This window comes from Nocardioides agri (assembly GCF_013778305.1).
GTDB lineage: Bacteria > Actinomycetota > Actinomycetes > Propionibacteriales > Nocardioidaceae > Nocardioides > Nocardioides agri.
The window spans coordinates 2,306,700-2,330,750 of the sequence record NZ_JACEIC010000002.1 but is presented as its reverse complement, the minus strand read 5'-3'; the positions used below and the strand labels follow the sequence as shown (position 1 = coordinate 2,330,750).

At 73.5% G+C, this 24,051-nt stretch carries 29 protein-coding genes and 2 tRNA genes; 13 read left to right on the top strand and 18 right to left on the bottom strand.

Going from position 1 to position 24,051, the window contains the following annotated elements; genetic code table 11:
• Nucleotides 1-28: 28 nt before the first annotated feature.
• Nucleotides 29-1,039, top strand: a complete 1,011-nt coding sequence (locus HZF07_RS15815; RefSeq protein WP_157342876.1) for a phospholipase D-like domain-containing protein — start codon at nt 29-31, stop codon at nt 1,037-1,039.
• Nucleotides 1,040-1,484: 445 nt separating this feature from the next.
• Here the strand turns inward: HZF07_RS15815 and HZF07_RS15810 are convergent.
• A tRNA-Ser gene (locus HZF07_RS15810) sits at nt 1,485-1,578 on the bottom strand.
• A 107-nt stretch (nt 1,579-1,685) separates the two neighbouring features.
• Nucleotides 1,686-2,162, bottom strand: coding sequence for a hypothetical protein (locus HZF07_RS15805; RefSeq protein ID WP_157342875.1), 477 nt, complete (start codon nt 2,160-2,162; stop codon nt 1,686-1,688).
• 112 nt (nt 2,163-2,274) lie between these two features.
• Here HZF07_RS15805 and HZF07_RS15800 point away from each other — a divergent pair, with 112 nt between their 5' ends.
• Nucleotides 2,275-2,658, top strand: coding sequence for a hypothetical protein (locus HZF07_RS15800; protein WP_157342874.1), 384 nt, complete (start codon nt 2,275-2,277; stop codon nt 2,656-2,658).
• A 54-nt stretch (nt 2,659-2,712) separates the two neighbouring features.
• Nucleotides 2,713-2,800, top strand: a tRNA-Ser gene (locus HZF07_RS15795).
• Nucleotides 2,801-2,827: 27 nt separating this feature from the next.
• On the opposite strand, the gene HZF07_RS15790 is transcribed toward HZF07_RS15795, so the two are convergent.
• Genes HZF07_RS15790 through HZF07_RS15780 form a run of 3 tightly spaced genes read right to left on the bottom strand, consistent with a single transcriptional unit; the run spans nt 2,828 to nt 5,024 of the window.
• A complete protein-coding gene (locus HZF07_RS15790; protein ID WP_157342873.1) occupies nt 2,828-3,061 on the bottom strand; it encodes a biotin/lipoyl-binding carrier protein in 234 nt (77 codons plus the stop codon).
• Nucleotides 3,062-3,120: 59 nt separating this feature from the next.
• Nucleotides 3,121-4,248, bottom strand: a complete 1,128-nt coding sequence (locus tag HZF07_RS15785; protein WP_181645263.1) for a hypothetical protein — start codon at nt 4,246-4,248, stop codon at nt 3,121-3,123.
• A gap of 11 nt (nt 4,249-4,259) precedes the next feature.
• Nucleotides 4,260-5,024 carry a carbon-nitrogen hydrolase family protein gene (locus HZF07_RS15780; RefSeq protein WP_309504785.1) on the bottom strand — a complete coding sequence of 255 codons (765 nt, stop codon included), beginning with the start codon at nt 5,022-5,024 and terminating at the stop codon, nt 4,260-4,262.
• A gap of 18 nt (nt 5,025-5,042) precedes the next feature.
• On the opposite strand from HZF07_RS15780, the gene HZF07_RS15775 reads away from it, so the two are divergent.
• From HZF07_RS15775 to HZF07_RS15760, 4 genes are read left to right on the top strand one after another with little or no spacing between them, the layout of a single operon-like run.
• Entirely contained in the window at nt 5,043-5,591 is a 549-nt protein-coding gene (locus tag HZF07_RS15775) for an NTP transferase domain-containing protein (RefSeq protein WP_157342872.1), read from the top strand.
• 54 nt (nt 5,592-5,645) lie between these two features.
• Nucleotides 5,646-5,972 carry a DUF6457 domain-containing protein gene (locus HZF07_RS15770; RefSeq protein WP_181645262.1) on the top strand — a complete coding sequence of 109 codons (327 nt, stop codon included), beginning with the start codon at nt 5,646-5,648 and terminating at the stop codon, nt 5,970-5,972.
• A 21-nt stretch (nt 5,973-5,993) separates the two neighbouring features.
• Nucleotides 5,994-6,971 (top strand): NAD(P)H-quinone oxidoreductase, encoded by a 978-nt coding sequence (locus HZF07_RS15765; RefSeq protein WP_157342871.1) that lies wholly within the window; start codon nt 5,994-5,996, stop codon nt 6,969-6,971.
• Between the two features lie 40 nt (nt 6,972-7,011).
• Nucleotides 7,012-7,623: a bacterial proteasome activator family protein gene (locus HZF07_RS15760; protein WP_157342869.1), complete on the top strand. Its 612-nt coding sequence runs from the start codon at nt 7,012-7,014 to the stop codon at nt 7,621-7,623.
• A gap of 91 nt (nt 7,624-7,714) precedes the next feature.
• Here the strand turns inward: HZF07_RS15760 and HZF07_RS15755 are convergent, their stop codons facing one another.
• From HZF07_RS15755 to serS, 5 genes are read right to left on the bottom strand one after another with little or no spacing between them, the layout of a single operon-like run.
• Complete coding sequence (locus HZF07_RS15755; RefSeq protein ID WP_157342868.1) at nt 7,715-8,305, bottom strand: hypothetical protein; 591 nt, start codon at nt 8,303-8,305, stop codon at nt 7,715-7,717.
• A 17-nt stretch (nt 8,306-8,322) separates the two neighbouring features.
• Nucleotides 8,323-9,114: an HAD family hydrolase gene (locus tag HZF07_RS15750; RefSeq protein ID WP_181645261.1), complete on the bottom strand. Its 792-nt coding sequence runs from the start codon at nt 9,112-9,114 to the stop codon at nt 8,323-8,325.
• Nucleotides 9,111-9,590, bottom strand: coding sequence for a GNAT family N-acetyltransferase (locus HZF07_RS15745; protein WP_157342866.1), 480 nt, complete (start codon nt 9,588-9,590; stop codon nt 9,111-9,113). Before HZF07_RS15745 ends, HZF07_RS15750 begins: the two co-directional genes overlap by 4 nt.
• The gene (locus tag HZF07_RS15740; protein WP_181645260.1) at nt 9,587-10,429 is read right to left on the bottom strand and encodes an HAD family hydrolase; all 843 of its coding nucleotides are present in this window, start codon (nt 10,427-10,429) and stop codon (nt 9,587-9,589) included. The genes HZF07_RS15745 and HZF07_RS15740 overlap by 4 nt, the downstream gene beginning before the upstream one ends.
• Nucleotides 10,426-11,700, bottom strand: coding sequence for a serine--tRNA ligase (gene serS, locus HZF07_RS15735; RefSeq protein WP_181645259.1), 1,275 nt, complete (start codon nt 11,698-11,700; stop codon nt 10,426-10,428). The genes HZF07_RS15740 and serS overlap by 4 nt, the downstream gene beginning before the upstream one ends.
• A gap of 87 nt (nt 11,701-11,787) precedes the next feature.
• On the opposite strand from serS, the gene HZF07_RS15730 reads away from it, so the two are divergent.
• Nucleotides 11,788-13,359 (top strand): diacylglycerol kinase family protein, encoded by a 1,572-nt coding sequence (locus tag HZF07_RS15730; RefSeq protein WP_309504784.1) that lies wholly within the window; start codon nt 11,788-11,790, stop codon nt 13,357-13,359.
• Between the two features lie 106 nt (nt 13,360-13,465).
• Here the strand turns inward: HZF07_RS15730 and HZF07_RS15725 are convergent, their stop codons facing one another.
• Complete coding sequence (locus HZF07_RS15725) at nt 13,466-13,933, bottom strand: nitroreductase family deazaflavin-dependent oxidoreductase (RefSeq protein WP_157342864.1); 468 nt, start codon at nt 13,931-13,933, stop codon at nt 13,466-13,468.
• A gap of 19 nt (nt 13,934-13,952) precedes the next feature.
• The gene (locus HZF07_RS15720; RefSeq protein WP_181645258.1) at nt 13,953-14,345 is read right to left on the bottom strand and encodes a DUF4446 family protein; all 393 of its coding nucleotides are present in this window, start codon (nt 14,343-14,345) and stop codon (nt 13,953-13,955) included.
• Nucleotides 14,346-14,469: 124 nt separating this feature from the next.
• Here HZF07_RS15720 and HZF07_RS15715 point away from each other — a divergent pair, with 124 nt between their 5' ends.
• On the top strand, nt 14,470-15,321 hold the full coding sequence (locus tag HZF07_RS15715) for a prephenate dehydratase (RefSeq protein WP_157342862.1): 852 nt from the start codon (nt 14,470-14,472) through the stop codon (nt 15,319-15,321).
• 1 nt (nt 15,322) lies between these two features.
• Here HZF07_RS15715 and HZF07_RS15710 read toward each other — a convergent pair whose 3' ends face one another.
• Nucleotides 15,323-16,102, bottom strand: a complete 780-nt coding sequence (locus HZF07_RS15710; protein ID WP_157342860.1) for a VOC family protein — start codon at nt 16,100-16,102, stop codon at nt 15,323-15,325.
• A 68-nt stretch (nt 16,103-16,170) separates the two neighbouring features.
• Between HZF07_RS15710 and larB the strand changes: the two genes are divergently transcribed.
• The 4 genes from larB to HZF07_RS15690 are packed head-to-tail and all read left to right on the top strand — an operon-like array spanning nt 16,171 to nt 19,797.
• Nucleotides 16,171-16,857: a nickel pincer cofactor biosynthesis protein LarB gene (larB, locus tag HZF07_RS15705; protein ID WP_309504782.1), complete on the top strand. Its 687-nt coding sequence runs from the start codon at nt 16,171-16,173 to the stop codon at nt 16,855-16,857.
• Nucleotides 16,854-17,990, top strand: a complete 1,137-nt coding sequence (gene larC, locus HZF07_RS15700; RefSeq protein ID WP_157342858.1) for a nickel pincer cofactor biosynthesis protein LarC — start codon at nt 16,854-16,856, stop codon at nt 17,988-17,990. The genes larB and larC overlap by 4 nt, the downstream gene beginning before the upstream one ends.
• A complete protein-coding gene (locus HZF07_RS15695) occupies nt 17,991-18,575 on the top strand; it encodes a TMEM165/GDT1 family protein (RefSeq protein WP_181645257.1) in 585 nt (194 codons plus the stop codon).
• A 19-nt stretch (nt 18,576-18,594) separates the two neighbouring features.
• On the top strand, nt 18,595-19,797 hold the full coding sequence (locus HZF07_RS15690; RefSeq protein ID WP_157342856.1) for an arginine deiminase: 1,203 nt from the start codon (nt 18,595-18,597) through the stop codon (nt 19,795-19,797).
• A gap of 129 nt (nt 19,798-19,926) precedes the next feature.
• Here HZF07_RS15690 and HZF07_RS15685 read toward each other — a convergent pair whose 3' ends face one another.
• The 5 genes from HZF07_RS15685 to HZF07_RS24545 are packed head-to-tail and all read right to left on the bottom strand — an operon-like array spanning nt 19,927 to nt 24,032.
• Complete coding sequence (locus tag HZF07_RS15685; RefSeq protein WP_157342854.1) at nt 19,927-20,877, bottom strand: DUF5926 family protein; 951 nt, start codon at nt 20,875-20,877, stop codon at nt 19,927-19,929.
• A gap of 10 nt (nt 20,878-20,887) precedes the next feature.
• Nucleotides 20,888-21,685, bottom strand: coding sequence for a glycerophosphodiester phosphodiesterase family protein (locus HZF07_RS15680; protein ID WP_309504781.1), 798 nt, complete (start codon nt 21,683-21,685; stop codon nt 20,888-20,890).
• 13 nt (nt 21,686-21,698) lie between these two features.
• Complete coding sequence (locus HZF07_RS15675) at nt 21,699-22,901, bottom strand: ATP-binding protein (RefSeq protein ID WP_181645256.1); 1,203 nt, start codon at nt 22,899-22,901, stop codon at nt 21,699-21,701.
• 50 nt (nt 22,902-22,951) lie between these two features.
• Complete coding sequence (locus HZF07_RS15670) at nt 22,952-23,212, bottom strand: hypothetical protein (protein WP_181645255.1); 261 nt, start codon at nt 23,210-23,212, stop codon at nt 22,952-22,954.
• A 31-nt stretch (nt 23,213-23,243) separates the two neighbouring features.
• Entirely contained in the window at nt 23,244-24,032 is a 789-nt protein-coding gene (locus HZF07_RS24545; RefSeq protein ID WP_198346407.1) for a M23 family metallopeptidase, read from the bottom strand.
• Nucleotides 24,033-24,051: the final 19 nt, after the last annotated feature.

The window sequence follows — 24,051 nt, the reverse complement described above, 5'->3', positions numbered from 1 at the left end:
GGACGTGGGGGAACGGGCAGGAGGGACAGTGGGGACGCACGACGCTGAGAGCCGCGCGCTCTTCGAGTCTGCGAGCACGCCTCTGTACGAGGAGATCCTCACGTCGGGAGGCGTCGTCGCCGGTGACCCGCGGATCGTCCCCGGTGGTGAGCTCCATGCGGCGTTCGAGCAGCTCCGCGAGATGGGCCTGGTGCGCCTGGACCCGGGGAACGACACCTGGGTCGGCGAGGACCCCAGCCTGATCCAGAACCGCGTCGTCGCCCCGCTGAGCCAGCGCGGCGCCGAGCTCCTGCAGGAGTCGGCCCGCTGGGCCGAGTCGTTCCAAGCGGTGAGCCAGGTCTGGCGCCGGGCGCCGAACGCGTCGGAGCAGGGCCCGTTCCGCTATCTGCACGGCCTCGAGGCGATCAACAACTTCATCTCCGGCGTCGTCCCGGACGCGGAGGAGGAGGTGCTCACCGCCCAGCCCCAGAGCGGTCGCAAGCCAGCCGTCGCGGAGGACCGGGTCGCGATCGAGCGCTCACTGCTGGAGCGCGGCGTCAAGGTGCTGACGCTCTACCAGCACAGCGCCCGGCGCAGCACCGGCACGCGGGACTACGTCGCCGCACTGCTCCCGCTCGGCGCCGAGGTGCGCACCCAGGACGAGTTCTTCAACCGGATGATCGTGGTCGACCGCCGGGTCGCGATCATCCCGTCCCCCGACGACCTGACCACCGCACTGGCGATCCGCGAGCCCACGATCGTGGCCTACCTCGTGGACGTGTTCATGCGGTCCTGGGAGCGGGCCAGACCGTTCACCAGCCAGGACGCCTCCGTCGTCAAGGACATCGCCGACGAGCAGCGCGCGATGACGATGCGGATGCTCATCGAGGGCCACTCCGACCCGGTGTCGGCCAAGCGGCTGGGCGTCAGCCCGCGGACCTACGCCGGCTACGTGGCGGACCTCAAGGACGAGTTCGACGCCGAGACGCGCTTCCAGCTCGGGTACTCGCTCGGCCGGCTCGGCCTCCGCGTCGACGGCACGGACCCCGAGAACGACTAAAGGCAGCAGTCCGGGGACTGCTGCCTTTAGTCGGTTGAGGCGCGGGCTCTGGGGGGTGAGCCCGGCAACAGCACGTTGGGGGTCGCGCTGTTGCCTCCGCCTCGAGTCGACGCGGTCAGCGACGGATAGATGCCGTCCAGCTGATGTCCGCGTGAGCTGGGGCCGAGATCCCCAGCAGTCCGACACTCAGAGTCGCGGTCACGAGCGCGATGGCGACCTTGCGCGCAATGTTCATGATTCCCTCTTCCCACACCTCGGTCGGGCCGCCACGGATGGCCCGATGTCCCCAGTGTGGTCGACACTCGGCAGTAGTACGAACCGATTGCTGCCTCAAAAACGTGCATTGCACATTTCTGCATCTTTCTGCAGGCGACCCGCCGCATGGTTGTGCACCCTCTCGCGAACGGCTCCGGCCCCGGTCGCGAGGCGACCGGGGCCGGAGCGCTGGCGGAGGCGGAGGGATTTGAACCCTCGATGGGGTTGTAGCCCCAAACCCGCTTAGCAGGCGGGCGCCATAGACCGGACTAGGCGACGCCTCCCGACAGCCAGGACAGGCTACCGGCACGGGACCGCACGCTGCCAATCAGGGCCGCTCAGTGCCGCTCAGGGCCGATCAGGCCTTCGCATGCGCTCCCCGGGCGGCGGCTCAGCGGAGCGGCCGCAGCCCCTGGCCGCGCTGGAGGTGTGCCTGGAGGTCGCGGACGAACCGCTCCCGGTCGACGTCGAGGACCTGCACAGGGATGGTCGTCGTGCGCCCGCCTTCGAGGCGCAGCACGACGACCGGGACCCGCTCGGTGGTGGCGGTGACCGCCTCGGTCACCTCCGTCCACGCAGCGGCGCGCACGCCGGCGCCCCGGACCCAGCGCACCTGGTAGCCGGCCCGGTCGAACCGGACGACCGGCACGCGGCGGGACGCCAGGTGCACGCCGACCACGGCGACGACCCCGACCAGCACCACGGCGGCGAGGATGCCGAGCGGCAGGTCGGCGACCGCGACCACGACGGTCCCGACCGCCAGCAGGAGCGCCAGCGCGACGAGCAGGCCGCCGACGACGCGGGCAGCGATGGCCGGAGCGAGGTGGTAGGCGGTCTCGTCCGGCAGCTCGGGCGGGGAGTCGGGCATGAAGTGATTGAACAAGACACCGGATTGGTGGTCGACAGCGGGTTGTCCGGGAGGCCGTGCCGGGGTGACACTCGAAGTCCCCCCCACCGCTCCGGGCCCCCGGGAGGCAGTCATGACCGTCACCGCCACGGGGTCGTCGGCCGCACTGCAGGGTCTCGGACAGGCTCTCGACGCTTTCCGTCGGCCCGGAGCGACTACCGGCCAGTGGCGCTGGCGGGTACGCCAGCAGCTCGCCGCCGTCCGCGACCTCCTGGTCGCCGAGACCGGGTCCGGCGCGGACGGGTGGACCGCCGCCCGTGAGGTCACGATGCTGCGCGAGCGCAACCACCTGCTGGCGCGCGTCGGCGACCTCGGCGGCCAGGTCCTCGAGCAGCCCGACGCCGACCTGGTGCACGCCGAGCTGCACCGACTGCTGGTCGACCTCTGCCACCACGTGCAACGGCTCAACGACCTCGCCTACGACCAGGTCGAGCTCGAGCTCGGCGGCTCCGAGTAGCCGCCGTCAGGCGCCCCCTAGACTGCACCCGTGCTCGGGCCCGGCCCGGCGCACGGAGGGGTGCCGGAGTGGCCGATCGGAACCGCCTTGAAAGCGGTCGTGGGGAGACCCACCGCGGGTTCGAATCCCGCCCCCTCTGCCAGGCCAGGTGCTCCGCCGACCGACGGCGTCAGTCGACCAGGAGCTCCACGAGCACGTCGCCCTCCTGGACCACGTCGCCGGCAGCGACCTTGACCGCGCGCACCGCGCCGGTGACCTCGACCAGGACGGGGATCTCCATCTTCATCGACTCCAGCAGCACGACCGTGTCGCCCGGCGCGACCCGATCGCCGGGGGCGACGGTCACGCTCATCACGTTGGCCACCATCTCGGCCACGATCTCGGTCACCTGTTCGCGGGGCATGCAGCGAACCTAGTCGTTACCGGGAGGTACTCCCCCGTCGGCCCACCGTCACAGCGCGATCACAGCAAGGGACGGGTGCGCGACGGCTCGGGCCGCACCGCGCCGGCCTCCTCCGCTCGACGGCCCCGCTTGCCCCGCGGCGCGGTGAAGGCCAGGTCGAGCCGGATCACGACGAGGCCGATGAGCAGACCGACGACCGCGCCGTAGGTCACCGCGAGAGCGCTCTCGGAGAGCGAGACCGCGGGGTTGACGAGGGCGTTGGCGACCGGGGTGGTCGCGGCGACGCCGAAGGCGCAGACCCACCAGCCCTGGCGACGGCGGGCGCGCATGTGCACTCCCCAGGCCAGGGCGGGGACACCGAGGATCGTCTCGATCGGCCGCGGGAAGGCGCCGAGGTTCGACCGCGACCAGACCACGACGTCGAGGAGGTTGCCGACCAGGCCGGGCGTGCCGTAGCGGCGCAGGAGCTCGGCGTACAGCAGCGTGACGGCCAGCAGGACCGAGCCGATGAGCACGATCAGCACGCCACGTCGGCCCAGCCCGTGCAGGCCGGCCCCGAGCCGGTAGACCAGGGCGAAGACGCCGACGAAGGCCAGCGCGAGGGTGACGTACTCGAAGCGGACGACCGAGACGACCGGCTCGAAGCCGACCGTCGCGAGGGCGCCGATCGCGGCCAGCACGACGGCGACCACGACCTCGCGAACGGCGCCGAGGAAGCGCACCGAGGGCACCGTGGCCATCACGCCGAGCACGGCGGCGACCACGCAGGTGAGGACGGCGGCGCCGGTGCGCAGGGCGTCCTCGTCGCTGATCACCGCCGCCAGGCCGAGCACGAGGGCGAGCAGGCCGACGACGATCGGCCGCCCGCCGGTGCGGATCGCGAGCGCCCAGGAGTACGCCGTTGCGACGGTCACCGCGCCGGCGCAGCACAGCCAGCCGGGCCCGACCTCGAACGTGCAGGCGAGCAGGCCCGCGGCGCCGACGGCGACCACCAGCAGCCAGAGGACGAACGCCCAGCGGGAGCGGGCGAACCGCTCGAGCCGGCTCAGGGCGGGCGCGGCGGGGCTCGCGACCTCCGGTGCCGGAGCGGGCGCGGGCGCGGGCGCCGAGGCCGGGACCGGTGCGGTGTCGCGGCCACGTCGTCGTCGTCGCGGCTCGGCGCGGCGACGAGGGGCATGCCTGGACACGGGGAGGAAGGTTACAGTCGCCGATTCGCGAGCGAGGGGTTGGTGGTGCGTGCGCGCTCCAGGAGCGTGTGCTCCAGCCCAGCGGTGAGCACGTCGGGACCGTCCCCGGCCTCGACCACGACCTCGCCCAGCGGGTCGACGACCATCGAGTGTCCGGTGTAGCGCGGTCCGGGCTGGCCGACGGCGACGACGTAGCAGGTGTTCTCGATCGCGCGGGCGCGGACGAGCGTGCGCCAGTGGTCCACCTTGTGCGGCCCCGCCACCCAGGCGGCCGGGACGACCAGCACCTCGGCACCGGCGTCCACGAGGCCGCGCGCCAGCTCGGGGAAGCGCAGGTCGTAGCAGGTCATGAGCCCGACGCCGAAGCCGCCGAGGTCGACGACCACCGGCACCGGGTCGCCGGCGGAGAGCCGGTCGGACTCCCGGTAGCCGAAGGAGTCGTAGAGGTGGATCTTGCGGTACGACGCGTGCGCCGCCCCCCGCAGGACCAGGGTGTTGAACGGCCGGTCGGGGTCGTCGCCGGCCTCGAACATCCCGGCCAGCAGCGTCGCGCCCCGGTCACCGGCCACCCGCTCGACCTCACGGGCGAACGGCCCGTCCGGAGGCTCGGCGTACCCGCTGACGTCGCTGCCGGCCTCGCCGAAGTCCCGAGCGAACGCCTCGGGGAAGACCACCAGGTCGGCGCCCGACGGCGCGAGCGCGTCGAGCAGGGCGCGGTTGGCGTCCGGCTCGAGTCCGGAGGCGTGCTGGACGAGGGCGACGCGCAGGCTGGCCACCCTGCGAGACTGCCACACATGACCTTCGCCGCGATCGTGCTCGCGGGCGGACGGGCGGTGCGGATGGACGGCGCCGACAAGGCAGCCGTCGAGCACGACGGCCGCACCCTGCTCGAGCACGCGCTCGAGGCGCTCGTCGACGCCGACGAGGTCGTGGTCGTCGGCGAGCCGGTGCCGACGACCCGGCCGGCCACCTTCGCCCGGGAGGAGCCGCGGTACGGCGGTCCGGTCGCCGCCCTGCTGACCGGCTACGACGCGCTCGTGCGACCCCCCTCGGTCGTGGGCGTGCTGGCGGTCGACATGCCGTGGGTCACGCCGGCGACCTTCCGGCGGCTCCGGGACGCGGCTGCTGGCCGCGACGGCGCCTTCCTCACCGACGCGGACGGGCGCCGCCAGCTGGCCGGCGTGGTCGACGCGCGCCGCCTCGACGCCGTGCGCCCGGACCTCGAGGGCCAGCACGGGATGCCGTTCCGTGCCCTGCTCGCCGGCCTCGACCTCGCGCTGGTGGCGCCCGAGGGCGACGAAGGCCGCGACGTCGACACGTGGGCGGACCTGCGCGACCTGTGACGCCGGCCCCGAAGGGGTTGCGGCGCGCCCGGCTCTTTGGGGACCCTGGGGTCCGTGAACCTGCACGACTGGATCGACGAGCTCTGCGACGTGCTCGACCTCGACACCGAGGTCGACGAGGCGCTGCTGCTCGACCTCGCGCGGGTGGCTGCGCACAACGTCGCCAGGCCGGCCGCCCCGATCACGACGTACCTGCTCGGGTACGCCGCCGGCGCTGCCGACGCCGACGTCGAGGAGATCGAGGCGCTGGCGGCCCGTGCACAACGGCTGGCGGAAGGGTGGGACCGCCCCGCCGGCGCTCCCGACCCGGACGACGTGGACGACGAGATCCCCGACGACTCCTCGGTCGACCACTCGGGCGAGGCCTACGAGGACGTCTGAGCGCTCCCTAGGCTGGGCCCCATGCGCGCCGTCATCGCCACCGAGCCCGGGGCCCCCGAGGTCCTGACCATCACCGACCTGCCCGACGTCGAGGCCGGACCCGGCGAGGTGGTGCTCGACGTCGCCGCGGCCGGGCTCAACCGGGCCGACCTGCTCCAGCGGCAGGGCTTCTACCCGCCGCCGCCTGGCGCCTCGGACGTCATCGGCATGGAGTGCAGCGGCACGGTCGCCGCGGTCGGTGCCGGCGTCGAGGGCTGGCAGGTCGGCGACCTCGCGTGCGCGCTGCTGGCCGGGGGCGGGTACGCCGAGCGGGTCGCCGTACCGGCCGGGCAGCTGATGCCCCTGCCCGACGGCGTCGACCTGGTGACCGCCGCGGCGCTGCCGGAGGTGGCGGCCACCGTGTGGTCCAACGTCTTCATGGTCGCCGGCCTCCAGCCGCGGGAGACGCTGCTGGTGCACGGGGGTGCCGGCGGCATCGGGTCGTTCGCGATCCAGCTCGCCCACCGGCTGGGCGCGAAGGTGGTCACCACCGGTGGGACCGCCGACAAGCTCGCCGCCTGTACGGCGCTGGGCGCCGACGTCACCGTCAACTACCGCGAGGAGGACTTCGTCGCCGCCGTGCGCGAGGCCACCGACGGCGCCGGGGCCGACGTCGTGCTCGACAACATGGGCGCGGCGTACCTCGACCGCAACATCGACGCCCTCGCCACCGAGGGGCGGCTCGTCATCATCGGCATGCAGGGCGGGACCAAGGCCGAGCTCGACATCAACAAGCTGCTGCGCAAGCGCGGGGCGGTGATCGCGACCAACCTCCGCGGCCGGCCGACCGAGGAGAAGTCGGCGATCTGCGCCTCCGTCGTCGAGCACGTCTGGCCGCTGGTCGCCGAGGGACTGGTGCAGCCGATCGTGCACGGCACCTTCCCGCTGGCGGACGCGCGCGCCGCGCACGAGCTGATGGAGTCAGGCGAGCACACGGGCAAGATCCTGCTCACCGTCTGATCGCCGCATCAGTCGACCGCCCCCCGGATACGGTGGCGCCATGAGCGAGCAGGACTCCGAGCAGCCCGAGCAGCAGGTCCTCGTCATCGGACCCGATGGCCGACCGATCGCCGCCGTACCCGGCGCCGCGACGGACGGCAGCGACCCGGCCGCCGAGGACGACGGCGAGAGCACCCAGAGCATCCTCGACCAGATCGAGCAGCCCGCGAAGGTCATGCGGATCGGCACCATGATCCGTCAGCTGCTCGAGGAGGTGCGCTCGGCGCCGCTGGACGAGGCGAGCCGGGTGCGGCTCAAGGAGGTCCACCAGGCCTCGATCAAGGAGCTCGAGGCCGGTCTGGCCCCCGAGCTCGTCGAGGAGCTGGAGCGGCTCTCGCTGCCGTTCACCGAGGACGCCACGCCCACGGACGCCGAGCTCCGGATCGCGCAGGCGCAGCTGGTCGGCTGGCTGGAGGGCCTCTTCCACGGCATCCAGACCGCCGTCTACGCCCAGCAGGTGGCGGCCAAGGCCCAGTTCGAGCAGATCCGCCGGGCGCTGCCGCCGGGCGCGGGTCAGGTGCCGGGCGGCGTACCGGGCCAGCCGGGGCCGGGTCAGGGTCCGGGTCCGGGTCCGGGGCCGACGCCGGGCGACTCGGGCGGCATGTACCTCTGACTCCTCAGGCTCTCCTGTCACTTCTCAGGCGTTGCAACGGCCGAGAAGTGACAGTTTCACCGGTGCACCGGTGATTCCGACCGAGCCGACCTCAACCCCGACGGCGGCCGCGGACCGACGCCAGCACCAGCCCGAGCACGCCGACGAGGATCAGCGCGAGGCCCGGCGCGGCGACGCGGGACAGCTCAGCGGGCGGGTCGGCGACGGTCTCGAAGGTGACGGCCTCGGCCGGCGGCGGGGGCGGGGGTACGGCGGGGTGGCCGCTGCCCAGGACCGCCTCGACGCGCGCGATGTACGCGTCGGTGGCCGGCCAGCTGCCGGTGCGCCGCCCGGTGGTGAGCTCGTCGCCGCTCTCCTGGACGAAGAAGACGTACTCGTCGCCGGGGGCGAGCGTCGGCAGTCCGCACGCCCGCGGCCGGGTGTCGGTCGTGACGGACACCTGCTCGGTGGCGACCGAGCCCTTGTAGACCTGCCCGACCGTGACCGTGTAGGTCCTGGTGCTCCCGGACTCCGAGGCGTCCGCGACGGTGCCGGTGAAGACGTCCGCGGCCGCCGCGGCACGGTCCTCCAGGGTGGACACCGGCGGGCACGCGGCGGTCGCCGGAGCGCCCGTGGCCACCACGACGCCCAGCACAGGGGCGCTCAGCAGCAGGGCAGCGAGAAGTCGTCGGGTCCCGGACACGGCGCCCATTCAACAGATCACAGGTCGAACACACCAGCCAGCACCCGCGCCACGCCGTCCTCGTCGTTGGGCGGCGCGACGTGGTGGGCGACCTCGAGCACGGTGGGATGCGCGTTCGCCATCGCGTACGCCGTGCCGGCCCAGGCCAGCATCGGCAGGTCGTTGGGCATGTCGCCGAACGCCAGCACGTCGGCAGCCCCCAGCCCGAGGTCGGCGCACAGCAGCGCGAGCGTCGACGCCTTGGTCACCCCCGGCGCGCTGATCTCGAGCAGCGACGTGGCCGACGACCAGGTGATGACCAGCCGGCCACCGAGCGCCTCCTCGGCGAGGTCCCAGAACTCCTGCGGCGCGAGCTGCTCGTGCCGCGCGAGCAGCTTGAGCGCGGGCTGGTCGAACAGCTCCTCGACCGGTGCCCGCCGGGCGCCCTCCGGCACCCGGTGCCGCTCCACGAACTCCGGCTCCAGGCCGATGCCGTCCAGCGTCTCCACGGCGTACGTCGTGCCCGGCAGCGCCGTCCGCAGCAGACCGCAGGCCTCGAGCCCGAGCGCCACGTCGATGGGCCGCTCGAGCTGCGGCCGGTGCCGCGCGACGTCCCAGACCAGCGCGCCGTTGGAGACGATCGCGAGGCCGTGCTCGCCGACGTGCTCGAAGACCTCCTCGGTCCACCGCAGCGGGCGCCCGGTCACGAAGACGACCGGCACACCCAGGGCCTCGACCTGCGCCAGCACCTCGGCGGTGTAGGGCGAGACGCTGCCGTCGCTGCGCACCAGCGTGCCGTCGAGGTCGGTGGCGACCAGCTTCGGGGTCACAGCGGACGGGCCATGACGAGCTCGCCGTCCTCGTTGGCGCCGCGGAGCTCGGTGAAGCCGCACTTGGCGAGCACCCGGATGCTGGCGGCGTTGGTGGGCTCGACGCTGGCCCGGACCCGCACGCCGGCCCGGTCGGCCTCGGCGAGCAGGCCCTGGAGCGCCTCGGTGGCGAAGCCGTAGCCGCGCGCCTCGGCGACCAGCCCGTAGCCGACCTCGACCTCGGGCACCCCGTCACCGGCCGGTTCGGGCGGGCCGAAGAAGCCGATCGAGCCGAGCGCGGTCACGCCGCGGACGACGTGCCGCGGCCCCCACGGGTCGCCGTCGTGCCAGATCGTGGCGACGTCGCGGTCGTCGGGGCGCGGGTAGTCGGCGTGCCAGCCGTCGCGGCGGTCGCCGGCGCGGATCGCCGCGACGTCGTCGGCGGTCCACAACGGCAGCCGCAGCCGCTCGGTCGTGACCATCGCGGGCAGCGTCATGCGAACCAGCGGTCGAGCTCGGTGGCCAGCCCGTCCTCGTAGACGCTGCCGGTGACGTCGTCGGCCGCGTCGATGACCTCCTGGATGGCCTGGCCCATCGCGACCGAGCGGCCGGCCCACTCGAACATCTCGAGGTCGTTGCGGCCGTCGCCGACCGCGAGGGCGTCGGCCGCGTCGATGCCGAGCTGGCGGGCGACGTGCTCGAGTCCGGACGCCTTGGACACCCCGACCGGCGCGAGGTCGAGCCAGGCGGTCCAGCCGACGACGTAGTTGGTGCCGTGCAGGCCGAGCTCCTCGGCCAACGCGACGAACTCGTCGGCGGTGGCGTCGGGGTCGCGGATGATCACGCGGCTGACGTCGTGGGCGAGCAGGTCCTCGACCTCGGTGACGATCATGTCGCCGGAGAGCTCACCCTCGGGGAACGCGCGGCTGACCTTGTAGCCGACGCCCCGCTCCTCGACCGCCACGATCGCGTTGGGCTGCCGCGCGAGGATCGCCTCGACCGCCGGCCGCGCGTCGAACTTCTCCTCGTGCACGACCTCGATCGGCGGGTAGCGGAAGACCACCGCGCCGTTGGACGCCACGATCCACAGCCGCTCGTCGCCCGGGCCGTCGGGGTCGTGCAGCTCGAGCAGGTCGGCCACCCGGGTCATGCCGTGCGGCGAGCGGCCGCTGGCGAGCACCACGTGGGCGCCGGCGTCGAGCGCACGTCGTACGGCGGCCTGGACGGCCGGCGCGACCTCCTCGTGGGTCATGCCGGCGCCCTCGACCCACTTCAGGATCGTGCCGTCGATGTCGAGGGCGACCAGACGGGGTCGCCAGCCGGGAGGAGTCGTCACGTCGCGACGGGCTCCAGGACCTCGCGGCCGAGCCACTTCTGCAGCGCCTTCGGGACCCGCACCGAGCCGTCGGCCTGCTGGTGGGTCTCGAGGATCGCGACGATGGCCCGCGGGATCGCGCAGAGCGTGCCGTTGAGCGTCGCGACCGGCTTGATGTCCTGGCCGAAGCGGCCCCGGGTGTCGAGGCGGCGGGTCTGGAACTCGGTGCAGTTGGAGGTCGAGGTGAGCTCGCGGTACTTGCCCTGCGTGGGGATCCACGCCTCGCAGTCGAACTTCCGCTGCGCCGACAGGCCGAGGTCGCCGGCCGCGGTGTCGATGACCTGGTAGGCGAGCTCGAGCTTGTCGAGGAAGGACTTCTCGATCTCGAGCAGCCGCTGGTGCTCGGCGTAGGACTCCTCGGTCGTGGTGTAGACGAACATCTCGACCTTGTCGAACCAGTGGACGCGGATGATGCCCTTGGTGTCCTTGCCGTGCGAGCCGGCCTCCTTGCGGAAGCACGGGCTGAACGCGGCGTAGCGCAGCGGCAGCGAGGCGCCGTCGAGGATCTCGTCGGAGTGGTAGGCCGCCATCGGCACCTCGGAGGTGCCGACGAGGTACATGTCCTGGCCCTCGATCCGGTAGACGTCGTCGGCCGCCTGGCCGAGGAATCCGGTGCCCTCCATCGCCCGCGGCTTGACCATCGACGGCGCGACGACCTGGGTGAAGCCGTGCTCGCGGGCCGTCTCGTTGGCGAGGTTGACGAGCGCGAACTCGAGCTCCGCGCCGACGCCGGTGAGGAAGTAGAAGCGCGCGCCCGACACCTTCGCGCCGCGGTCGAGGTCGATGGCACCGAGGAGACGGCCGAGCTCGACGTGGTCGCGCGGCTCGAAGCCCTCGGCGGCGAAGTCACGCGGCGTGCCGATCGTCTCGAGCACGACGAAGTCGTCCTCGCCGCCGGCCGGTGCCTCGTCGGCCGCGAGGTTGGGGATGCTCATCAGGGCGTCGTGCCAGGCCTGGTCGGCCGCGCCCTGCGCGGCCTCGAGCTCCTTGACCTCCGCGGCCAGCGCCTTGGTGCGGGCCAGCAGCTCCTGCTTCTCGTCGCCCTGCGCCTGGGCGACCTGCTTGCCGAGCTGCTTCTGCTCCGCGCGCCTCTCCTCGTACGCCGCGATCGCCGCGCGCCGGGCCCGGTCGGCGGACAGCGCCCGGTCCACGACCTCGTCGGACAGGCCGCGCTTGGCCTGGGCGGCCCGGACGCGGTCGGGGTCTTCACGGAGGATGCGGGGATCGATCACACGTGAAGGCTATCCGGGGTGAGCGGGACCACGCGCGCGAGATAGCGGTCGCTGGGGACGGTGGGGCCGCCCGGCATACTTCGGAGCGTGCTCGACCGACCCCGCGCCGTCGTCCTCGGCGGCGCCGCCGCCTGCTTCGGGCTGTTCGCGCTGCTGACCGTCGCGGTCGTGACGGAGTGGCAGCCGCTCTACGACCTCGACCACCGCAGCGAGGGGCACCGCTACTGGGCGACCGACGTCGACTGGCTGCACCACGCGCTGCGGCTGGTCGAGATCGCCTTCGGCACGGTCGCGATGGCGGTCTACACGCTCGTGCTGGTGGTCCTGCTCTTCCGCAAGCACCGCCGGGCGGCGTACTTCACCGCCGGCGTGATGATCGTGACCCCGCTGCTCACGCTGCTGCTCAAGGCGCTCGTCGGCCGGGACCGGCCGGACTGGCAGAGCCTCGACGCGCTGCTCACGACCCCGGCGTACCCCTCCGGGCACGCGTCCGGCGTCACCGCGCTCGGCGGCGTGGTGATGGTGCTGGTCGGGATGCTGGTGCGCCGCAAGAGCCTGCGCCGGGTCGCGTACGCCGGCATCGTGCTCGTGATCGCTGTCGTCTGCCTCGACCGGGTGCTGCTCGGCCGGCACTACCCCAGCGACGTGGTGGCCGGGGTGCTGCTGGGCGCCGGCGTGGTGCTGCTCGCGATCGCTGTCTACAACCCGCTGCCGCACAGCCACGCCGAGCGGATCGAGCCGCTGCCGGAGGTGTTCGTCTCCGAGAAGCGGCTCGCGGTGATCGTGAACCCGATCAAGGTCGAGGACCTCGAGCAGTTCAAGTCGATCGTGACCTCGATGGCCGCGGAGGCCGGCTGGTCGACGCCCTCGTGGCACTACACGACCGTCGAGGACCCCGGCACCGGCATGGCCGAGGCCGCGTCGGTCGCGGGCGCCGACCTGGTGCTGGTCTGCGGCGGTGACGGCACGGTGCGCGAGGTGTGCGCGGAGCTCGCCGGCACCGGCATCCCGGTCGGGATCATCCCGGCGGGCACCGGCAACCTGCTCGCCCGCAACCTCGACATCCCGCTCTACCTGCGGGCCGCGATCGACGTGGCGCTCACCGGCCAGGACCGGGCGATCGACCTCGTCGACGTCTCCGGCGACGGGTTCGAGGACACCCACTTCATGGTGATGGCGGGCATGGGCTTCGACGCCGCGATCATGGAGGGCGTCAACGAGGACATCAAGAAGAAGGTCGGCTGGCTCGCCTACGTGCTCTCGGCGCTCAAGTCGCTGATGTTCCCCGCCGTCCGTCTCGAGATCTCCGTCGACGACGGCGAGTTCACCAAGCACCGGGCGCGCACCGTGGTCGTCGGCAACGTCGGCTTCCTCCAGGCCGGCATGCCGCTGCTCCCCGACGCGGCCATCGACGACGGCGTGCTGGACGTCGTGATGCTGCACCCGCGCAAGTTCCTGTCCTGGATCCCGCTCGCCTACCGGGTGCTGGCCCGCCGGCCCCGCACCGACGAGCTGGTCAACAGGATGACCGGCCGCACGGTCGTGGTCCGTGCCAGCACCGAGACCCCCCGCCAGCTCGACGGCGACTCCATCGGCCCCGGCAAGGAGTTGCGGATGACCTGCGTGCACGGGCGGCTGCTCGTGCGCGTGCCGCGCTAGGCCGACTCGGCGCGTCTTGCCCGCCCGGTGGGCTCGAGTCGGCGCGTCTTGCTCGTTCCTCCGCGGCAGCCTGTGGAGACAGCGGGCAAGACGCGCCGAGTCGGCGTCAGCGAGGAGTGAGCCAGAAGAGCGGCAGCTCGCGGTCGGTGCGCTCGGCGTACCGGGCGTAGTTGGGCCAGCCGTCGACGGCGACCGCCCACTTCTCGTCGCGCTCCGGGCCGGAGAGCTCGCGGGCGACCACCGCCATCGTCCTGCCCTTGTAGGTGATCATCGGGTCGTCGGCCGCGCGGAGGTTGGCCGCCCAGGCGGGCGGCTGGGGCGCGCCCCAGTTGGAGCCGACGATCAGCCAGCCGTCGCCGTGCGGGACCGTCAGCAGCGGGGTCGAGCGCGGGATGCCGGTCGTCCGGCCCGGCACCTGGAGCACCAGCTCGTGCAGGCCGGTCGCCATCATGATCGTGACCCGCCCGCGGGTGAGCCGCTGCAGCAGCTTGTCCGTGCCGACGATGAGGCCCGCGTAGCGGGGCAGCCAGGGCTGCGCGCCGAGCGTGATCGCCATCCACCGGAACGGGTTCATGCGCGGACCCTAGCGAGCCTCACGGCTTGGCGCGCTGGATCGCCTCGGCCTCCTGCGGCGACAGCTGCTGCTCGCTGACCCAGCCGGTCACCGACTTCGCGTAGGTGCGCGCATCGCTGCGGCCGTGGATCGAGGTCAGCACCACGCCGTCGCCGGCGTCGTCGAGCAGGGCCACCGACCACGAGAGGTGGCCGCCCATGTCGTCGAAGGCGTCGTAGCGGACCACGGCGAGGTGGCGGAGCGCGTCCGCACCCTCCCGGCGCAGCGCCGCGACCTCCTGCCGCAGCCCGTGCACGTCCTCGGGCACCGCGTCGACGCTGCCGCCGCGCAATGCCGTCGTACGCCGCGCCTGCAGCGTCAGCACGAGCGCGACAGCGGACAGGGCCAGGGCGACGAGGGACAGGTACTCCACGTCGCGAGCCTAGGTCGCGAACCCGGCCGAGGCGGTGACCTGGAGGCTCGGCGGCGAGGCGCCGCGCCACCCGGCATTTCGGTCGGCGGTCACGCCGACCGACTGCCCACCCCCGCGTGACAGCATGTCGGGCGTGACTCGACGCATCGCCTACCAGGGCGAACCCGGCGCGAACTCCCACCAGGTGTGCATGGAGCACTACCCCGACTGGGAGGCGCTGCCCTGCGCGTCGTTCGAGGACGTCTTCGCGGCCGTGGAGAACGGCGACGCGGACCTGGCGATGATCCCGATCGACAACTCGATCGCGGGCCGGGTGGCGGACATCCACCACTTCCTGCCGGACTCGGGGCTGCACATCATCGCCGAGCACTTCCTGCGGATCAGGTTCTGCCTGATGGCGGTGCCGGGGACGACGATCGACCAGGTGCGGACCGTGCACAGCCACGTGCACGCCCTGGGCCAGTGCCGCAAGGTGATCCGCGAGCACGGCCTGCGGCCGGTCATCTCCGGCGACACCGCCGGCTCGGCCCGGGAGGTGGCCGAGCTGAAGGACCCGACGCAGGCGTCGATCTCGCCGCCGCTGGCGGCCCGGATCTACGGGCTCGAGATCCTCCAGGAGGACGTCGAGGACGAGGACCACAACACGACGCGGTTCGTGGTGCTCTCCCGCGACCTCGTCGAGGCGCCGGCCGGCAACGGCCCGGTCGTCACCAGCTTCATCTTCAACGTGCGCAACCTGCCGGCCGCGCTCTACAAGGCGCTCGGGGGCTTCGCGACCAACGGCGTGAACATGACCAAGCTCGAGAGCTACATGGTCGGCGGGGAGTTCACCGCCACCCAGTTCCTCGCCGAGGTCGACGGGCACCCCGACGACGTCGGGCTGAAGAACGCGCTCGAGGAGCTCGCGTTCTTCACCACCGACGTCAAGATCCTCGGCGTCTACCCGGCGGATCCCTTCCGCGCCGAGGTGTCCTAGGTCAGTCGGGGTTCTGCATCAGGCAGAACATCCCGCCCTGCGGGTCCGCCAGGACCGCCAACCGGCCCACCGTCGGCACGTCGAACGCGGGCGCCACCACGGTGCCGCCGAGCTCGGTCGCCCTGGCGACGGTGTCGTCGGTGGACTCGACGTTGAAGTAGACGTTCCAGTGCGGCGGCACCCCCTCCATCTCCGGGCCGAGCGCCATCGCGCCGCCGACCGGACGGCCCTCCACCATCAGGCAGGTGTAGGGCGGAGCACCCTCCACCCCCATCGCCTCCCAGCTGACGCCGAGCACGTCGGCGTAGAAGGCGGTGGCCCGGTCGACGTCGGTGGTCAGCACCTCGTTCCAGATCGGGGTGCCCGGCTCGTTGGCGAGCTCGGTCCCGATCGAGGTGCCGGGCTGCCAGAGGTTGACGCGCGCCCCCGTCGGGTCGGCGATCGACGACATCCGACCCATGTCGAACACGTCGAAGGGCTCGGCGTCGACCCGGCCTCCCGCGGCGGCGACCTTCGCCGTGACCGCGTCGACGTCGTCGACGGTGAGGTAGACGCCCCACCACGCGGGGTGGTCCTCCATGCCGGGCATCGGCCCGCTGATCCCGGCGACCGCGGCGCCGTCCTTGCTCACCGTGACGTAGATGCCCATGTCACCCATCGGGACGTCCTCCAGCTCCCAGCCGAACAGGGAGGCGTAGAACGCCTTGGCACTCTGCTGGTCGGGCGTGACCAGCTCTGCGTAGCTGGGCGTGCCCTGCGCGTACTTCTCGAGCTTCGGCATGACTCCACACAACACCCGGCCACCGACAGTGGCAACGGGTGCTCGGGCCGGCCGAGTAGGTTCCTCTCGTGGAGCAGCAGGACCCCAAGATCACCGACCTCGGCTTCGCGCGCGTCGACGTCGACCGCGCGGCACGCACCGGCGACCCCGAGGTCGTCTACGGCGCCGGCAAGACCCCCGACCAGGTCGTCGCGATCCTCCGCGCGCTGCACGAGAAGCACCCGGAGCGGGCGGTGCTCGCCACCCGCCTGAGCACCGAGTCCCTCGACGTCGTGAGCCGGGCACTGCCGGACGCCGCCATCGACCTGGTCGCCCGTGCGGCCACCCTCGGCCCGCTGCCGACCCCGCACGGCACCGTCGCGGTCGTCGCCGCCGGCACCTCCGACGCACCGGTCGCCGCCGAGGCCGCCCTGACCATCGCGGTCCACGGCGCCGGGGTCGACCGCGTCGACGACGTCGGGGTCGCGGGCCTGCACCGGCTGCTCGGCGTCCGCGACCGGCTGGCCGCGGCCGACTGCCTCGTCGTGGTCGCCGGCATGGAGGGCGCGCTGCCGTCCGTGGTCGGCGGGCTGGTCGGCGTGCCGATCGTCGCCGTGCCCACCAGCGTCGGCTACGGCGCCTCCCTCGGCGGCGTCGCCGCCCTGCTGGCGATGCTCAACTCCTGCGCGCCCGGCGTCACGGTCGTCAACATCGACAACGGGTACGGCGCGGGCGTGCACGCTGCGCGGGTCGCCCGCCAGAGCGTGCCCCGATGACCGCGGTCTGGATCGACGCGTCCTCGGGCGCGAGCGGCGACATGCTGCTCGGCGCCCTGGCGGGCGCCGGCGTGCCGGTCGAGGTGATGCAGCGGGCGATCGACGCGGTCGCGCCTGAGCCGGTCGCGCTCCGCGTCGAGGAGGTACGCCGGGGCGGGCTGGCCGCCACCCGCGTGCACGTCGACGCCGCCGAGTCCCACCACCACCGCACCTGGCGCGACATCCGGCCGATGCTCGCCGGCACGGCGCTCGCCGTGTTCGAGCGGCTCGCCGTCGCCGAGGCCGCCGTGCACGGCGTACCGCCCGACGAGGTGCACTTCCACGAGGTCGGCGCCCTGGACGCGATCGCCGACGTCGTCGGGGTGGCCGCGGGGTTCGCGCACCTCGGCGCCACCGACGTCACCGTCTCCCCCGTCGCGGTCGGCTCGGGCACCGTGCAGACCCAGCACGGCACGCTGCCCGTCCCGCCGCCGGCGGTGGCCGAGCTGCTGCGCGGCGTGCCGACGTTCGCCGGCCCGGTCGCCCAGGAGCTGTGCACGCCGACCGGCGCCGCGCTGCTGACGACGCTGGCCACGGCGTACGGCGCGCAGCCCGCCATGACCGTCAGGAGCATCGGTGTCGGCGCGGGCGGCCGCGACCCTGACGGGCACGCCAACGTGCTGCGCGTCTTCGTCGGCGAGGCGGCCGCGTCCGGAGGCGCCCCCCTGCTGCTGGAGTGCAACGTCGACGACCTCGACCCGCGGGTGTGGCCCGCGGTGATCGCGGCACTCCTCGAGGCGGGCGCGTCCGACGCCTGGCTGACCCCGATCCTCATGAAGAAGGGCCGCCCGGCCCACACGCTCGCGGCTCTGGTCGATGCGAGCAACGCACCTGCGGTGCGGGCCGCGATCTTCCGGCAGACGAGCACCATCGGGCTGCGCGAGCAGCCGCTGACCAAGCACGCGCTCCACCGTGAGATGGTGCAGGTCGACGTCGACGGTCGAGCAGTGGCCGTCAAGCTGGCCCGCCACGACGGCGTGGTGGTCAACGCGCAACCGGAGTACGACGACGTCGCCCGTGCGGCGGCCGCGCTCGGCCGTCCGGTCGCGGACGTGCTCGCCCAAGCAACCGCACTCGCTCGGAAGTACCTCTAAGTGGATCCTGTCGTCATCGGCCTGACCTTCCTCGCCATCTTCGTGGTCGAGCTCCCTGACAAGACCTTCCTCGCGACGCTCGTGCTGGCGACGAAGTACCGACCGATCCTCGTCTGGATCGGCGTCGGCGCCGCCTTCGCGGTGCAGACCACCGTCGCGGTGCTGCTCGGCCACGCGGTCTCGTTCCTGCCCGACGACGTCGTGCACGCGGCGGCCGGGGTGATGTTCCTCGCGGGCGCGATCATCCTGATCCGCGAGGGCCGCAGCCACCAGGCCAACGAGGGCAGCGAGATCGAGACCAAGGACGTCCACGGGCTGCAGGCGGTGATCGCGAGCTTCCTCGTGCTCTTCGCCGCGGAGTGGGGCGACCTCTCCCAGCTGCTCACGATCTCGCTGGTCGCGAAGTACGAGGAGCCGGCCGCGGTGTTCGTCGGCGCGCTCGCCGCGCTGCTGGTCGTCAGCGGGCTCGCGGTGATCGCCGGCCGCCAACTGCAGCGCTTCGTGAAGCTGCACGTGCTGCACTACGTCGGCGCCGCGGTGTGCCTGGCGCTGGCCGCGTTCACGGCGTACGACCTGCTGGCCTGACGCGTCTAGAGTTCGGCCCATGACCACCCACGGCGCCGACAGCGAGGTCGGCCGTCTCCAGACCGTCCTGCTCCACCGTCCCGGCAACGAGCTCAAGCGACTCACTCCGCGCAACAACGACCGGCTGCTGTTCGACGGCATCCCGTGGGTGGCGCGCGCGCAGGAGGAGCACGACGCCTTCGCCCAGGCACTGCGCGACCGCGGCGTCGAGGTGCTCTACCTGACCGAGCTCCTGACCGAGACGCTGCAGGATCCCGACGCCCGCAACCGGGCGATCACGACCGCGCTGGCCGGGCTGCACCTCGGCGACACGCTGCGCCAGCACCTGGCCCGCTTCCTGCACGGCGCCGCGCCCGAGGAGCTCACGGGCTACCTCACGGCGGGCATCCGCAACGACGAGGTCACGGGCGGCCAGGGCCTGGTCACCTCCCTGCTGGCCAGCGACGACTTCCTCATCGACCCGCTGCCCAACCTGCTCTTCACCCGCGACTCCTCGGTCTGGGTGCGCGACCGGGTCGCGGTCACGTCGCTGGCGATGCCGGCCCGGCGCCGCGAGACCCAGCTGACCGAGCTGATCTACACCGAGCACCCGCGCTTCGCCGGCACCCGCACGCTGCACGGGTGGCAGCACGAGCACGTCGAGGGCGGCGACGTGCTGCTGCTCGCGCCGGGCGTCATCGCCGTCGGCGTCGGCGAGCGCAGCACCCCCGCCGGCGTCGAGCGGTTCGCCCGGCAGGCCTTCCACGCCGACCTGGCGCACACGGTGCTCGCCGTGCCGATCACGCAGGAGCGCGCCACCATGCACCTCGACACGGTGTGCACCATGGTCGACGCCGACAAGATCGTGATGTACCCCAACGTCGCCGACTCCCTCCGCGCGTACGCCGTGACCCCCGACGGCGAGGGGGCGCTGCGCGTGGCGGACGCCGAGCCGTTCCTGGTCGCGGCCGCGAAGGCGATGGAGATCGACACGCTGCACCAGATCGACACCGGCCTGGACCCGGTCACGGCCGAGCGGGAGCAGTGGGACGACGGCAACAACACGCTCGCCCTCGCCCCGCGACTCGCGGTCGCCTACGAGCGCAACGTCGAGACCAACGCGCGGCTCGAGGACGCCGGCATCGAGGTGGTCCGGATCGCCGGCTCCGAGCTCGGGTCGGGCCGGGGCGGGCCGCGGTGCATGAGCTGCCCGGTCAGCCGGGCTCCGCTGCCGACGGACTGAGAAGACCCCGACGAAGAGACCCGGCCGTTGTCGACGGGGGATGCGACAACGGCCGGGCCAGAGGGACCTTATGTTCCTCGGACGCGTCGGAACAACTCGACACGACGGGTCCGTGGGAGCGGTCCCAGATCAGCGGATCGTGACCTGCCGGTTGGCGAGCCCGGCGCGCGCGGAGCGCTCCTCGGCGGTCAGGTCGGAGGTGCTCGCCAGCGCCTCCGCGAGGTCGGCGGCGAAGCGCTCCGCCGGCTCCTCGAGGGCCTCGGGGCCGGTGCCGACGGGCAGGTCCCACACCGGGGCGAGCAGCCCGTGGGCGCGGAACATCCCGACGAAGCGCGAGCCCTCGACGAGCACGTCCTTGCCGGCGGCGTGCAGCCGGGCGAGCGCGTCGAGCAGCGCGCCCTCGGGCTCCGGCATCACCCAGCGCAGGTGCTCCTTGGCGCCGACGTTGGTCCAGTACGCCGCCGGCACGCTCGTCAGCCGGGCGGTCGGGTTGGCGGCGTCGTTGGCGCGCTCGAGCGCCGCCTCGGCAGCCGGCCGGTCGGCCTCGGGCAGGTCGGCGACCCAGTAGCCGAAGCCGTCGTGCACGGTGACGGTCAGCGGCTCGTCGGCGACCAGGTCCTGGAGCCGCGGCCCTTCCCCGGGCGCCTCGAGCAGGCCGACCACGCCGGACTCGCCTGCGGCCGCCTGCTCCAGCGCGGCCTCGAGCACCGCACCGAGGTCGCGGGCGGGGTCGCCGAAGTTGTGCTGCACCTGCAGGCCGAGCCAGATCTCGCCGTTGTCGCGCACCATCGCCGGGACGGCCGCCGGCAGCAGCGAGCACAGGGTGACCGTGCGGTCGGCGTCGCCCTTGAGGGTCAACGGCGCGGTGGCGGCGGGCACCAGCTCGCGTAGGGCGACGACGTCGCACTCCGACGGCATCCCCTCGAACGGCCGGCCCACGAACACCGCCGCAGCACCACCCGGCGCGCCGTGGCACGCCTTGTAGCGCCGGCCGGAGCCGCACGGGCAGGGCTGCCGGGGGCCGACCTCCCCCGGGGCGGTCTGCTGGGGGCGGGACTTGCTGCGCGACTTCTTGGCCATGCCGCTGAACCTATCCGGCGGCGGGCCCGCGCTGGTCGAGCAGGTCGAGCAGGTACGCCGGCCGGTCGGTGATCACGGCCTTCACGCCGAGCTCCAGGCAGAGGTCCAGCTCGGCCTCGGTGTTCACCGTCCACACGTGCAGGTCGTGCCCGGCGTCGGCGATCCGGCGCCCCAGCCGCGGGTGCTCGGTCAGCTCCGCGATCCCCGGGCCGACGATCCAGTCCGCGCCGACGACGCGGCGCAGCAGCGTCCAGCTGCGGGCGTGCTCGACGAGCATGACCAGCGGCACCCCGCGCGCGAGCCGCTCCATCCGCTGGAGCGCGGTGTAGGAGAAGCTCATGACCCGCACCGGGGAGTCCGCCCGGTCCCAGCCGAACTGGCGCAGGAGCTCGGCGAGCCGGCGCTCGACGAGCCCGCCGTACCGGGTCGGGTGCTTGGTCTCGATCGCCAGCTCGACCCGCCGGTCGTAGTCCGCCACGGTCTCCAGCAGCGCGCGCAGGGTGAGCACCCGGTCGAGCCGCTCGTCGGGGTCGGGCGCCTCGTCGTCGAGGTCGGCCCAGGGGTGCTTCCAGGAGTGGAAGTCGAGGTCCGCCAGGTCCGCGAGGTCGGTCTCGGAGACCAGGCTCCTGCTGTACGCCGTGCGCCGCAGGTCGCGGTCGTGCACGCAGACCAGGTGACCGTCGGCGGTGAGCCGGACGTCGCACTCGAGACCCTCGGCGCCGGCGTCGAGCGCGGCGAGGTAGGCGCGCAGCGTGTGCTCGGCGTTCTCGTGGCTGGCGCCGCGGTGCGCCACGACCTGCGGTCTCACGCCTCCCATCCTCTCAGCGGGAGCGCAGGAATCGGCCGAAGTGCGGCACCGTGAACGCCACGCTGCCGCGCTCGCCGGCGTAGACGAGGCCCTTCTTGATCAGGCCGTCGCGCGCCGGCGACAGCGACTGTGGCCGCCGGCCGAGGTGGCGGGCGATCTCGGACGTCGCGACGGCGGCGTCGCCGTGCTCGGCGCCGAGGTCGGCCATCGCGGACATGTAGTCGCGCTCCGCCGGCGTGGCCCGGTCGTAGCGGGCGCCGAAGAAGCCGACGGCGAGCTCGGCCTCGGCGGCCGGGGCGGCCTCGTGGACGTCGGCGGCGGTGATCGGGCTCCCCACCGCGGCGTCCCAGGTCACCTTGCCGTAGGCCTGCACGAAGTAGGGGTAGCCGTCGGTGAGCCGGTAGAGCTCGTCGAGCGCGTCGGCCTCGAAAGCGACGCCCTCGGTCGCGGCCGGGACCGTCCAGGCCCGGTCGGCCATCTCCCGCGGCAGCCGGTCGACGGAGGCGTAGCGGAACAGCCGCTCGGCGTACGACTTCGACGCGGCGAGCGCCACCGGCAGGTGCGGCAGGCCGGCGCCGACCACCAGCAGCGGCGCGCCCTGCTGGCTGATCTCGTGGCCGGCGCCGCACAGGGCGGCGAGCTCGGGGGTGGCGATGTCCTGCATCTCGTCGATGAAGATGCCGACGCCGACGCCGAGGTCCTGCGCCAGGGCGGCCACGTCGGTGAAGAGCTCGACCAGGTCGAGCTCGAGGTCGCCGGAGTCCGCCCGGCCCTTCGCGGCGGGCACGTCGACCGGCGGCGTCCAGCGCGGCCCCTTCGCGCTCGCCGCCCGGCGCTCGTCGAGCCCTGCGCGCAGCGCGAAGCTCTTCACCACGCCCGCGACCTCGTCGACCCGGTCGGGGTCGCGGTGCCGGTGGGCCACCTCCCGCACCGCCGCGTGCACGGCCTGCGCGAGCGGGATCCGCAGGCCCTGGTCGGGCCGCGCCTCGAGCTTGCCGGTGCCCCACGCGCGGCGTACCGCCTGGCCACGCAGCGCGTTGAGCAGCACGGTCTTGCCGACGCCGCGCAGCCCGCTGAGCACCATGCTGCGCTCGGGCCGGCCGGCGGCCACGCGCTCCAGGGTCACCTCGAACTGCTCGAGCTCGCGGTCGCGGCCGGCGAGCTCGGGCGGCCGCTGCCCCGCGCCCGGGGCGTAGGGGTTCCGGATCGGGTCCACGCTCGCACGGTATCCGGCTGTCTAGCGGATTCCGTAGACAACGCGCCGGGTCAGGCGGTCGCGGCGTCCCGGTCGTCCAGGCGCTCGCGGGCGTCGTCGTAGGCGCGGACCAGCCCGGCGCGCAGCAGCTCGATGAGCGCCGGCACCTCGTCGATGGCCAGCCGGAACGAGCCGGCGCAGACGTTCTCGCGCCACAGCGAGAGCACCACCAGGCCGGACTCGTGGTGCCAGCTCACGCGCAGCGCGCGCTCCGCCCCGCGGGCGTCGAGATAGATCGACCCCAGCTCCGGCAGCGGGCGGACGGCTGGCACCCCTCCATGATGCCCCCGGCCACCACGGCTGTCACGAGATCGGGACACCGTGCCGGCGCAGCGCGTCCTCCGGGTCCGTCGGCTCGCCGCCGCCGGGTCGCACCTCGAGGTGCAGGTGCGGGCCGGTGACGTTGCCGGTGGCCCCGACCCGGCCGAGCAGCTGGCCCGCGGCCACGGAGGCGCCGCGGGCGACGCCGATGCCGGAGAGGTGTGAGTACGACGTCTCGGTGCCGTCGGCGTGCCGGACGGCCACCTGCTGGCCGTAGGAGCCGTTCCACCCGGCCGCGACGACCACGCCGGCGTCGACCGCGACGACCGGCGTACCCGTGGGGGCGGCGAAGTCGAGGCCGGTGTGGGTGCCGGCCCAGTGCTGCCCGTGGTCGCCGAACCGCGCCGTGAGCCGGTAGCGCGCGACCGGTGCCGTCCACGGCGTCAACGTCCAGCCGCTCACCGCGGCGACCCGGCGCACGGCGGTCGCCGACCGGGAGATCGCCCGGGCCAGGGGCCGGCTCTGGACCGGCGGGACGGGTTGCGTGCCGACGACGGGCGGCGTGGGACGGGTCACCACGCGCGGCTCCGGCCTCGGCCGCTCCCTCAGCGGCTCGGCGGCCGCCACCACCCGCGCCGGGGCCGGGGTCCGCGCGACGACCGGGCGCGCAGCCCGCGGGGCGGGCACGGACGGCTCCGCCGACGCGGTGACGTACCCGCCGGCGAGCAGCAGGAGGTAGGCGGCGCACGCGCCGACGAGGACGACGGGCACCCACAGCTGGGCGTACCAGGGCAGGAGCGTCGACCGCTCCGGAGAGTGTGGTGGTGGCAAGACGATCCCGGTGTCGCTG

Excerpts from the sequence above, each read along its gene's own strand:
- HZF07_RS15710 (WP_157342860.1), bottom strand. The coding sequence starts at position 16,102 with ATGCCGAAGCTCGAGAAGTACGCGCAGGGCACGCCCAGCTACGCAGAG.
- HZF07_RS15745 (WP_157342866.1), bottom strand. The coding sequence starts at position 9,590 with ATGACGCTGCCCGCGATGGTCACGACCGAGCGGCTGCGGCTGCCGTTG.
- HZF07_RS15725 (WP_157342864.1), bottom strand. The coding sequence starts at position 13,933 with ATGAACCCGTTCCGGTGGATGGCGATCACGCTCGGCGCGCAGCCCTGG.
- HZF07_RS15715 (WP_157342862.1), top strand. The coding sequence starts at position 14,470 with ATGTCGGGCGTGACTCGACGCATCGCCTACCAGGGCGAACCCGGCGCG.
- HZF07_RS15805 (WP_157342875.1), bottom strand. The coding sequence starts at position 2,162 with ATGCCCGACTCCCCGCCCGAGCTGCCGGACGAGACCGCCTACCACCTC.
- HZF07_RS15790 (WP_157342873.1), bottom strand. The coding sequence starts at position 3,061 with ATGCCCCGCGAACAGGTGACCGAGATCGTGGCCGAGATGGTGGCCAAC.
- HZF07_RS15800 (WP_157342874.1), top strand. The coding sequence starts at position 2,275 with ATGACCGTCACCGCCACGGGGTCGTCGGCCGCACTGCAGGGTCTCGGA.
- HZF07_RS15775 (WP_157342872.1), top strand. The coding sequence starts at position 5,043 with ATGACCTTCGCCGCGATCGTGCTCGCGGGCGGACGGGCGGTGCGGATG.
- larC (WP_157342858.1), top strand. The coding sequence starts at position 16,854 with ATGACCGCGGTCTGGATCGACGCGTCCTCGGGCGCGAGCGGCGACATG.
- HZF07_RS15765 (WP_157342871.1), top strand. The coding sequence starts at position 5,994 with ATGCGCGCCGTCATCGCCACCGAGCCCGGGGCCCCCGAGGTCCTGACC.
- HZF07_RS15685 (WP_157342854.1), bottom strand. The coding sequence starts at position 20,877 with ATGGCCAAGAAGTCGCGCAGCAAGTCCCGCCCCCAGCAGACCGCCCCG.
- HZF07_RS15690 (WP_157342856.1), top strand. The coding sequence starts at position 18,595 with ATGACCACCCACGGCGCCGACAGCGAGGTCGGCCGTCTCCAGACCGTC.
- HZF07_RS15760 (WP_157342869.1), top strand. The coding sequence starts at position 7,012 with ATGAGCGAGCAGGACTCCGAGCAGCCCGAGCAGCAGGTCCTCGTCATC.